14 protein-coding genes are annotated in these 8,713 nt (G+C 55.7%); 7 read left to right on the forward strand and 7 right to left on the reverse strand.

Annotation, left to right across the window (positions count from 1 at the left end):
• Positions 1 to 192: 192 nt before the first annotated feature.
• A complete protein-coding gene (locus ACRAUW_RS15015) occupies positions 193 to 654 on the forward strand; it encodes a hypothetical protein (protein WP_431362919.1) in 462 nt (153 codons plus the stop codon).
• Positions 655 to 1,013: 359 nt separating this feature from the next.
• Here the strand turns inward: ACRAUW_RS15015 and ACRAUW_RS15020 are convergent, their stop codons facing one another.
• Positions 1,014 to 1,916 carry a LysR substrate-binding domain-containing protein gene (locus tag ACRAUW_RS15020; RefSeq protein WP_431362920.1) on the reverse strand — a complete coding sequence of 301 codons (903 nt, stop codon included), beginning with the start codon at positions 1,914 to 1,916 and terminating at the stop codon, positions 1,014 to 1,016.
• Between the two features lie 193 nt (positions 1,917 to 2,109).
• On the opposite strand from ACRAUW_RS15020, the gene ACRAUW_RS15025 reads away from it, so the two are divergent.
• The 3 genes from ACRAUW_RS15025 (at position 2,110) to ACRAUW_RS15035 (ending at position 3,334) form a co-directional block, all read left to right on the forward strand.
• On the forward strand, positions 2,110 to 2,508 hold the full coding sequence (locus ACRAUW_RS15025) for a DUF6404 family protein (RefSeq protein ID WP_431362921.1): 399 nt from the start codon (positions 2,110 to 2,112) through the stop codon (positions 2,506 to 2,508).
• Complete coding sequence (locus tag ACRAUW_RS15030) at positions 2,495 to 2,857, forward strand: VOC family protein (RefSeq protein ID WP_431362922.1); 363 nt, start codon at positions 2,495 to 2,497, stop codon at positions 2,855 to 2,857. Before ACRAUW_RS15025 ends, ACRAUW_RS15030 begins: the two co-directional genes overlap by 14 nt.
• A 180-nt stretch (positions 2,858 to 3,037) precedes the next feature.
• Positions 3,038 to 3,334, forward strand: coding sequence for a putative quinol monooxygenase (locus ACRAUW_RS15035; RefSeq protein ID WP_431362923.1), 297 nt, complete (start codon positions 3,038 to 3,040; stop codon positions 3,332 to 3,334).
• A 42-nt stretch (positions 3,335 to 3,376) separates the two neighbouring features.
• On the opposite strand, the gene ACRAUW_RS15040 is transcribed toward ACRAUW_RS15035, so the two are convergent.
• Positions 3,377 to 3,505, reverse strand: a complete 129-nt coding sequence (locus tag ACRAUW_RS15040) for a hypothetical protein (RefSeq protein WP_431362924.1) — start codon at positions 3,503 to 3,505, stop codon at positions 3,377 to 3,379.
• A 177-nt stretch (positions 3,506 to 3,682) separates the two neighbouring features.
• Complete coding sequence (locus ACRAUW_RS15045) at positions 3,683 to 4,321, reverse strand: tellurite resistance TerB family protein (protein ID WP_042656069.1); 639 nt, start codon at positions 4,319 to 4,321, stop codon at positions 3,683 to 3,685.
• A gap of 138 nt (positions 4,322 to 4,459) precedes the next feature.
• Here ACRAUW_RS15045 and ACRAUW_RS15050 point away from each other — a divergent pair, with 138 nt between their 5' ends.
• Both ACRAUW_RS15050 and rsmS read left to right on the forward strand, forming a co-directional pair.
• Entirely contained in the window at positions 4,460 to 4,927 is a 468-nt protein-coding gene (locus ACRAUW_RS15050) for an acyl-CoA thioesterase (protein ID WP_431362930.1), read from the forward strand.
• A gap of 96 nt (positions 4,928 to 5,023) precedes the next feature.
• The gene (gene rsmS / locus ACRAUW_RS15055; RefSeq protein ID WP_431362925.1) at positions 5,024 to 5,179 is read left to right on the forward strand and encodes a pleiotropic regulatory protein RsmS; all 156 of its coding nucleotides are present in this window, start codon (positions 5,024 to 5,026) and stop codon (positions 5,177 to 5,179) included.
• Between the two features lie 108 nt (positions 5,180 to 5,287).
• Here the strand turns inward: rsmS and rluF are convergent, their stop codons facing one another.
• From rluF to ACRAUW_RS15075, 4 genes are all read right to left on the reverse strand, one after another.
• The gene (gene rluF / locus ACRAUW_RS15060) at positions 5,288 to 6,304 is read right to left on the reverse strand and encodes a 23S rRNA pseudouridine(2604) synthase RluF (RefSeq protein ID WP_431362926.1); all 1,017 of its coding nucleotides are present in this window, start codon (positions 6,302 to 6,304) and stop codon (positions 5,288 to 5,290) included.
• Positions 6,294 to 6,416, reverse strand: coding sequence for a hypothetical protein (locus tag ACRAUW_RS15065; protein ID WP_005337590.1), 123 nt, complete (start codon positions 6,414 to 6,416; stop codon positions 6,294 to 6,296). Before ACRAUW_RS15065 ends, rluF begins: the two co-directional genes overlap by 11 nt.
• Positions 6,417 to 6,662: 246 nt before the next feature.
• Complete coding sequence (locus ACRAUW_RS15070) at positions 6,663 to 7,031, reverse strand: VOC family protein (protein WP_431362927.1); 369 nt, start codon at positions 7,029 to 7,031, stop codon at positions 6,663 to 6,665.
• Positions 7,032 to 7,194: 163 nt separating this feature from the next.
• A complete protein-coding gene (locus ACRAUW_RS15075) occupies positions 7,195 to 7,677 on the reverse strand; it encodes a hypothetical protein (RefSeq protein ID WP_431362928.1) in 483 nt (160 codons plus the stop codon).
• Between the two features lie 269 nt (positions 7,678 to 7,946).
• On the opposite strand from ACRAUW_RS15075, the gene ACRAUW_RS15080 reads away from it, so the two are divergent.
• On the forward strand, positions 7,947 to 8,591 hold the full coding sequence (locus tag ACRAUW_RS15080) for an HNH endonuclease (RefSeq protein WP_431362929.1): 645 nt from the start codon (positions 7,947 to 7,949) through the stop codon (positions 8,589 to 8,591).
• Positions 8,592 to 8,713 lie beyond the last annotated feature (122 nt).

Below are 8,713 nucleotides of genomic sequence, written 5' to 3' on the forward strand. Positions count from 1 at the left end.
ACTCCCTCTTCAGCTCCATGACCGAGCGTTGCACTTATTATCTGAATTCGCGAAAACACAGATTTTAAAGAGGTAAGAACATATTCTTTAAGTTCCGCACAGTGCTCTACATGTGCTTTACCACCAGCTCAAATTAAAAAGCCGATAAAGAACTACTTATATGTACCCAAAATCAGCTATGTCTGGGATTATATGGGAAATGGTGATTTCACTACCACTTTTAACTTTTTTATGACAGACTCATCACCTGAAAGAAAAGTAGTTCCATTTTATCAGCAGGAAATAAAAATTGAAGATATAAATCCAGATTCAGGACGAGTCGGTAGAATTATGGAGTATGCAAACAATGTCTATAATCTATACCATGAGCCAAAACCAGTACCCATGTATGAATATATATTGAAGGATGAAGGACACGCCAACAGTATTGTAGATGAATACCTGTTTGGTCTCTCTATGATGGGAATCGGAGTACCACAAGAAGAACATAGGGATATTAACTTCGCCAGTATTATCAGTGCATCTCCTGACTCAGGAGTTGACGGTGGCGACAATTTGATCACAAATGCTTTGGTAAAATATCTTGATAAACGCTTTAATGGCCTAGGGTCATTAATATCACAAGTTGGCTCATTTTCTCCATCTGCAAAATAATTTAGATTATGAATGGGTATCTTAATAGATACCCATTTTTTTATTAATAAAGCAGACCATCGGCGTTTTTCAAGATAGTTGTCGCGTAAACCTTAACCATCCCCCATGTACAGGATCTGAAGAAAATACGTCAATTAAGTTCTGCGAGCGTATTTTGAAAGAAAAACCACAGCCCTCGCCAACGTCTCCCTTATTTCACTTATGGGGGCGTGGAGAATAGTCATGGCTTCGGGTGTGGCAGTTTTGTTTGACGATAAAATCAGATCACAGACGAAGCCTTTTTCATATTTACTTCAATCTGTTGCCGCTAAAGAACCTGTTCATGAACCGCCGCAACTCACCACACAAACCAATCTGTGTTACAAGGTATGGCTGCCCAGCTGCTCTTTGAGATAATCGAGCCAGACCCGCAACCGGATATCCCGCTGGGCATCGGAGTAGAAAACCGCATTGATGGGGCGCGAGGCGCCACTGTTGCTACGAACCAGCACCTCCACCAGCGCGCCGCTCTCCCGATCCGGCCCTGTCATAAAGTCCGACAGACAGACGATCCCCTGCCCCGCCAGCGCCAGCTGGCGCAAGGTTTCACCACTGCTGGCACGCAGGCCCGGAGTGATGGCGAAGCGATCCCCCTGTTCGGCACTCAACAGCGGCCAGTGGTTGAGGTGATCGGGATGCAAAAAGCCGAGCAACTCGTGGCCACTCAGCAGATCTGCCGGTTGGCGCGGAGTGCCGCGCTCGCGCAAATAGGCGGGAGAGGCCAGCAACCGCAGCCGCGAACGGCCCAGCAGCAGCGCACGCAGGGAGGAGTCGGTCAGCTCGCCGATGCGAATGGCCATGTCCACCCGCCGCTCCATCAGGTTGATAAAGCCCTCCGAGCTGTGCAACTGCAGCTCGATGGCAGGGTAGCGGCGGCGAAACTCGCCGATAATCGGCACCAGCCGGTGCAGGATAAAAGGAGTGGCCGCATCGACTCTCAACACCCCTTCGGGTTGTTCCCGGCGCATCAGCAGATGTCCCTCTGCCTCGCTCATCTCGGCCAGGATCTTCACTGCCCGTTGATAGAACCAGCTCCCCTCCTCGGTCAGGCTGACCCGGCGGGTGGTGCGATTGAGCAACACGGTAGAGAGCTTCTCCTCCAGCCGCTTGATGCCACGGCTCACCACCGAGTTGTCCATACCGAGGTTCTCCGCCGCCTGGCGAAAACTGCCCGCCTCCACCACCGCTACAAACAGAGTCAGTTCATCGGAATGGGTCTTCATTGCTGCTCTCCGGACAAGAGTAATTGACTTTTATAGGCGAAACTGCGGTGGATTGGCAAGAGAGCGGTAAGGCCAGTTCTTTTTTTTTACAGAGAAATAACGTGACCACGAGCCCACATCGTGCCCGCAATTTGTCAGTACAATGCAGCCAACAAAGCCCCCATGGCTCACTTATTTCAGAAGGATCAATACCATGACATTTGAAGAACGGCTGGCCGCCGCCCATCTGGAGCTGGCTGACAAAGGGGTGAAGGCGCTCAACTACAACCCGCCACTGTTCAGATTGCTGCGTAAATGTGGTCTCAAAGTGAAGCCGCCGCACTATATGAGCTGGCTCGGCAACGCGCTCTGGTTTGGCCTCACCGCCGGGGGGATTTGGAGCCTGTTTATGTGGTTGGTCAGCTGGCACGGCACCGCGATTGATGTAACGTCATTGCTGAGCCAAATCGGACTATTTGTCAGTTTCTTTGGATTGACCATGGCAACCATGCTCTGGTTTCGTCGCAAACAGCTTAAACTGACCCCCTGGGAGCAGTTGCCGGCCACCACAACAAACCGGGACACGGGAGCGGCACAACATGAAAACCCATGAAAAACTGAACTATGTGGAGTTTGCAGCACGGGATCTCGCCGCGACTAAAGCCTTCTTTCAGGCCGTATTTGGCTGGCAATTTGTCGATTACGGCCCCGACTACTGCGCCTTTGCCGATGAGGGGCTCGATGGCGGATTCTATCGGGCAGAGCAGTGTAATCAGACAGCGCAGGGCGGTGCCCTGCTGGTGTTCTACAGCACCGATATTGAAGCGACTCAAGCCAAGGTGAGCCAACATGGTGGCACCATCAACCGCCCACTATTCGACTTCCCCGGTGGCCGCCGTTTCCACTTCGTTGAGCCCAGCGGTAATGAGTTTGCAGTCTGGGCTGAACCTTCCCACGCCTGATGATACAGGGCAGTACGTCCGCCCTTTTTCCCCGCTATTTCATGCCACCACGCACTTGTGCCATGCATCTCTTGCGGCCTGATTGCTGCTCTCCCTTCAATACTGTTTTGCGACCCGCGCCCTGTTTCCGACAAGTTGTGGCAAGCATACTGGCCCCTCGTTTATGCCAAGGAGGTTCAGATGTCATCACCCGTGATTGTGATTGCCCAGCTTGAAGCCAAACCCGAATGCGCCGCCCAGTTTCGCGCCGCCCTCGAGCCGCTGATCGCGGCCACCTTGCTGGAGGCTGGCTGCCAACGCTATCAGCTGCATCAGGACTTGGACAATCCCCACAGCTGGATGCTCTACGAGGTATGGGAGAGCGAAGCGGCTCTCATCAGCCATCAGGGCCTTCCTCACTTTACCGATTTTGTCGCCAAGGCCGAGCCCTGGTTTGCTGGCAGCACCATTCGTCGCTATCAGCCACTGGATGGCTGAGTGATCCTGATGCTGCTTCCCGTTCGTCCCATCAGGGCTCCATCACCTGTTCAGGGGAATACCAGAGCCAACCAACAGATCGAGGCTCATCCCCTGCTGTAAAACCGCAAGGTGGTCGAGTGCTGCCGTGCTCATGATATCGCCATCACCGCCGTTGACCAGATTGAGCATTTCTTCCCTCCATCCCGTCTCCCACAAAGGGAGATGGGCAAAACAACGAGCAAGGGGGTTGTGCTCGGGGCTGTGCCCCGGATTCCACATAGGCTCATCCGCATCTTTTGATGGGCAGCAAAAACAACAACGCCCCTTGAGCGGGGCGTTATCGGCAATCCATGGCGGTGAGGGATATCAGGCGGGGGCGTTAAGTTGGGCCACCTGCCGCTCAATGCTCCCTTTGAGGTTGTCATCGAGTTTGAGGGCCCGTGCCAGCTCGTCGAGATAGCCTCGCTCCATAAAGTGATCCACTTCGATGGCGAGCAGGGAGGCAAGATAGACCTCGGTAGCCAGCTCCATGTCGGTCACTTCCCGCGCCAGCGCGTGGGGGTCGAGGGGGCGGGCCAGCTCGGCGTCAATCCAGCGGGCGACATCGCTCTGGCCCTGTTCGGTCAGGTACTCCTGAATTTTCTGGCGCTCGGCGCCGTCGATATGGCCGTCGGCCCGGGCCGCTGCCACCATGGCGCGCACCAAAAGAGCTGCGCGGGCATCCAGCGCATTGCCTTCCAGCCCACTGATGGGATGGGTGGGCTGGGCGGGTGCCGCCTGCTGGGCCTGCCAATCCTGATAGAGCTTGTAGGCCAGCCCGCCAAGGGCCGCAGCGCCGCCCACTGCAGCGGCCTTGCCGCCATATTTGCGCACTTTTTTATTGCCCAGCAGCAGACCGAGCGCACCGCCGGCCAGCGCCCCCTGCATCTGCCCCTTGCGCTTGTCTCCGCCTTCGTTCAGCCAGCCTTTGCCAGCCCCCAGCAACTGTTCCAGCATCTGCTTCATGGTGTCACTCCTGCGGCTATGTTTGCATCGATAGAACCAGATAGTGAGCCCGCCCCCCTGAATCTGGGATGAACCCTTGACCGGACTACACGATAAGGTAAAGCTCTGGAAAACTCTTCAGGAAATAAGGATGTGACTGTGCCCAATCGCGAACTGACCCTGCAATTTCTGGCCGAACCCTCCGACGTCAATTTCGGCGGCAAGGTACACGGCGGCATGGTGATGAAGTGGATCGATCAGGCGGGCTATGCCTGCGCTGCCGGCTGGTGTGGCGGCTATGCTGTGACCGTCTATGTGGGGGGGATCCGCTTTTTGCGCCCCATCCAGATTGGCCAGCTGGTGGAGGTTCACGCCCAGGTGATCCACACCGGCACCACCAGCATGCATCTGTCGGTGGATGTCTACAGCCACCACCCCACCGAGACCGAGCGCCACAAGACCACCCACTGCATCATCATCTTTGTGGCGATGGATGAGCACGGCAAGCCGACCCCGGTGCACCAGTGGCAGCCGGTAAGCGAGAGCGATCTGCAGTTGCAGCAGTACGCCAAAAAGCTGATCGCCCTGCGCGAGGAGATCGACAAGGAGATGCGCCAGCACCTCTGAGCTTGGTGATTCCCCTGCCCGATATAGCGGGCGCTTTCGGCCTACGGCGGCGCCCCTGTATAATCACCCCCTCTTCCCGCAACCGGAATCCTACTCATGTCACTGGAAACTGCCCCACCCGAGGTGAAACTTGCGGTGGATCTGATTGAACTGCTGGAAACCAATGAGCTTGCCCCCGAGCTGGTGCTGGCAGCACTGGCCATCGTTCAGCATGACTACCAGCGCAAGCTGGCAGAGCAGCAGGGCCGTTGACCATGGGGCAATCACTATCTCTGTTCAGGCATTGCGGTTAGGTGCGCAAAACAAGAGACCGGCCAGTGGCCGGTCTCTTGGAACGAAAAAGGGACGAAACAGGCGAACTCAGCGCCCCTTCTTCTGCCGTCCGGTGTTAGCGGTGCGCGGCTTGCCTGCGGCCGGTTTGCCACCCTTGGGGGCCCCTTTGCCTGCACTGCCCTTGTTGGCAGCACCTTTGCCCGCGCAACCCTTGCCCACCGGCAGCTTCTTCTCGAAGGCTTCCGGGCCCGGCACATTGGGACGCCCACCAATCTCGTGATCATCATCGCGGCGCGGCTTCTTGCCCTGCCCCGGTTTGGCGCTTGGCGCCGCAGGGGCCTTGGCCGCCTTCGGTTTGTCGCCTTTGGCCGGTTTCACCTCGGAGGAGGAGTCCTCAATCAGCTTGAACAGATCGATCAGCTCGTCGTCGGTGAGATCGCGCCACTCGCCCACCGGCAGTCCCTTGAGGCTGACGTTCATGATGCGGATGCGCTCCAGCTTGGTCACTTCAAAACCGAAGTGCTCGCACATGCGGCGGATCTGGCGATTCAGCCCCTGCACCAGCGTGATGCGAAAGACGAACGGCGCCTCTTTCTTCACCTTGCACTTCTTGGTCACAGTCCCGAGGATCGGCACCCCAGCCGCCATGCCGCGCACAAACTCGTCGGTCACCGGCTTGTCGACGGTCACCAGATACTCTTTCTCGTGATCGTTGCCCGCCCGCAGGATCTTGTTGACCAGATCGCCGTGGTTGGTGAGGAAGATCAGCCCCTGCGAATCCTTGTCGAGCCGCCCGATGGGGAAGACCCGGGTGCTGTGGTTGACGAAATCGACGATGTTGTCCTTCTCGCCCGCTTCTGTGGTACTGACGATACCCACCGGCTTGTTGAGGGCGATCAGCACCAGACTGTCCGCCTCGCGCGGCTCGATCACCTGACCGTTCACCTTGACCAGATCGCCAACCTGCACCTGATCGCCAATCCCGGCGCGCTTGCCGTTGATAAAGACGTGGCCCTGCTCGATAAAGCGGTCGGCCTCGCGGCGCGAGCAGATGCCGCTCTCGCTGATGTATTTGTTCAGGCGCATGGATTCGTTAGCCAGCATGGGTCACCTGCCACAGGTTCTGGGCCGCGCCCGGTTGTGCCATTGCCTGTTCCGGCTGCGCCGGAGAGGCTGTCTGCTGCATCAGCCAATTCACTACGTCAAAGTTCTGCATACCATTCCATCTTCAAAAAAGGCCAATGCCAGCTTATCCATCAAAAAACGCCGCTACATTAGCATATTGCCCCGTCTCGCACGCCGGATAGTTCACAGACCGCCCCAGCCAAGGGCACAAATTGGGGCAATATCACGGTCACAAGGGGTTCAACAAGGATACCGCCAAGGAGGAACAGAGAGGATATAACCGGCAATGCGGCAAGGAAAATCAGGGGCTCATAAGGCATCGGGCGTATCAGCGCTGTCAGGGATAGATGCTCACTTCTATCAGGTTCTGGTCTGGGTCGAGGAAGTAGATGGATTCTATCGGCCCACAGGCACCGCTTTTGGTCACCGGCCCCTCGACAATCTTCACCCCGTGGCAGGCAAGCTGGGCCATCACCTGCTCCAGCGGCCAGCGGGTGATAAGGCAGACATCCCCCGACCCCACCTGCGCGCGGTTGCGCGGCTCCTGCCCCAGCAGCTGCAGATTGATCTTCTGGTTGCCAAACCCCACCGCCCGGCGCCCCGCACCGAAGGTGATGGCCTCCATATTGAGCACCGAGCTGTAAAACGCCACGGCGCGTTCGATATCGCTGACCGTCAATACCAGATGGTCGATATGGCTGATCATGGTTACCTCCTGGTGGTGATCTGGCTGATGTGACCGGCATATGCCCGCCAGCATCCGACTGTTGCCGCCACAGCGAGCTACCCCATCTTACCCGACAAGAGAGAGCCCATGTGTGCCGTGGCGCGCAAAGCGAGCGCAAATGATCTGGTCAGATAAATTCGCGTTACTGCACCGCGGCGCACGCTTTGTCACGCTGGGCCAGCAGGACTTCATCGTCACTGTCCATCGCCGCCAGAATCGCCTGATTGCAGGCACGCTCCGCCAGCTTGGCAGGACTCTGTTTGGCATCCCCAATCTCGGCACTCCTGATTTCGGCGATAAGGGGCCGATAACTGATGGCAGCCGAGCAGTACATGGTGCGAAATTTGGGCAGTTGCCAACTGCTGTCATCCTGCCGGGTCAAGTCATCACACAGCTTGTGAAACAGGGCGGACGCCTTGACCGTGCACTGGCTAAAACGCCGCACATCCTGCTGGTAGGGACGACAAACGCTCGGCTGCTGGATCTGCCACAGCTGAAAAGAGAACGGGACCGACTCCCCCTCATACTGCACCACCAGCGTCTTGGCCTCAGTGCCATAGATATCCGCAACCTGCTGCTGTACCAGATTGAGATAAGCCGAAAAAAGATAGGAAACCGGATCCATCACCACCTCCCTGTGGGTGTATTACCTGCAACGCACATAGTTGCGTAGCCTATCCAATAGCGTGTCTAAAACATGAAAATGAAAAATAGCTTACTGATTTATTTAGATAAATTTATGGACTGGGCGCACGCTATCGCAAAATGACAGCTGAAATGCGGTGTCGTTTGGATTAATATGCCAGGCGATAAAAGCACACTCGGATGACGCCGTCTATCACTGTGATACCGGCCAATCCCAACAGCATTATCTCCTCTACTTAGGATCTGGTTTTGAGCGATAACTGGACAGAAGAAGAGCTAAGGGCTGCGGTTATTGCATATTTGGATATGCAAACCAAAGCATCTTTTGGTGAGCCCTTCGTGAAAAAGCACTATTACCGGGAATTGGCGAGCCAATTCGGGCGTACGGAGAAATCCTTCGAATATCGGATGCAGAACATCTCATATGTCTGTGCCGAAATGGGACGAGAGTGGCTTCCCGGGTTAAAACCCGCCAAAAATGTGGGTTCAACCGCTTTTACGCATATCGAACGCCTGATCCGCCAACAGGAACTTAACCTTCGCTCTTACAAAAACGCGCTGGAACAGCCGCTTCCACAAGGGGTCGAAACGCCCCAATCACGTTATGTCATCACCAACAGTCATGAACGAGACCTGCAAGTCAGGGAGTGGGTACTGCAAAATGCAGCCCAACAATGTGAATCATGTAACGCACCTGCTCCCTTTATAACCGTCGCAGGGGAACCCTTCTTGGAAGTACATCACCTGAGAGGGTTAGCAGAGGGTGGCTCAGATACGGTTAGCAACACGGTAGCCCTTTGCCCTAATTGCCACCGAGAGATGCACTACGGCTGCAATAAAACGGATATTGTCGAGGCTCTTTATCAACGGATTAAACGTCTCGTTCGCGAATAATCATCCACTCAGAGGTAGATTGTTCACACAGCGTTGCTTACTGACGCAAAACCCACCGGATTCTCGCCCAAAACCCCGGCTAAATTATCCAGTTGCATAATAACCATGCGGCCTTGCGGTTG

It is taken from the genome of Aeromonas sp. (assembly GCF_050633025.1).
GTDB lineage: Bacteria > Pseudomonadota > Gammaproteobacteria > Enterobacterales > Aeromonadaceae > Aeromonas.

Bases quoted from the DNA above. Each gene is read 5' to 3' on its own strand.
- ACRAUW_RS15065 (WP_005337590.1), bottom strand. From the start codon at position 6,416: ATGCAGAACTTTGACGTAGTGAATTGGCTGATGCAGCAGACAGCCTCT.
- rsmS (WP_431362925.1), top strand. From the start codon at position 5,024: ATGTCACTGGAAACTGCCCCACCCGAGGTGAAACTTGCGGTGGATCTG.
- ACRAUW_RS15020 (WP_431362920.1), bottom strand. From the start codon at position 1,916: ATGAAGACCCATTCCGATGAACTGACTCTGTTTGTAGCGGTGGTGGAG.
- ACRAUW_RS15075 (WP_431362928.1), bottom strand. From the start codon at position 7,677: ATGGATCCGGTTTCCTATCTTTTTTCGGCTTATCTCAATCTGGTACAG.
- ACRAUW_RS15045 (WP_042656069.1), bottom strand. From the start codon at position 4,321: ATGAAGCAGATGCTGGAACAGTTGCTGGGGGCTGGCAAAGGCTGGCTG.
- ACRAUW_RS15015 (WP_431362919.1), top strand. From the start codon at position 193: ATGGGAAATGGTGATTTCACTACCACTTTTAACTTTTTTATGACAGAC.
- ACRAUW_RS15070 (WP_431362927.1), bottom strand. From the start codon at position 7,031: ATGATCAGCCATATCGACCATCTGGTATTGACGGTCAGCGATATCGAA.
- rluF (WP_431362926.1), bottom strand. From the start codon at position 6,304: ATGCTGGCTAACGAATCCATGCGCCTGAACAAATACATCAGCGAGAGC.
- ACRAUW_RS15040 (WP_431362924.1), bottom strand. From the start codon at position 3,505: ATGCTCAATCTGGTCAACGGCGGTGATGGCGATATCATGAGCACGGCA.
- ACRAUW_RS15025 (WP_431362921.1), top strand. From the start codon at position 2,110: ATGACATTTGAAGAACGGCTGGCCGCCGCCCATCTGGAGCTGGCTGAC.
- ACRAUW_RS15030 (WP_431362922.1), top strand. From the start codon at position 2,495: ATGAAAACCCATGAAAAACTGAACTATGTGGAGTTTGCAGCACGGGAT.
- ACRAUW_RS15035 (WP_431362923.1), top strand. From the start codon at position 3,038: ATGTCATCACCCGTGATTGTGATTGCCCAGCTTGAAGCCAAACCCGAA.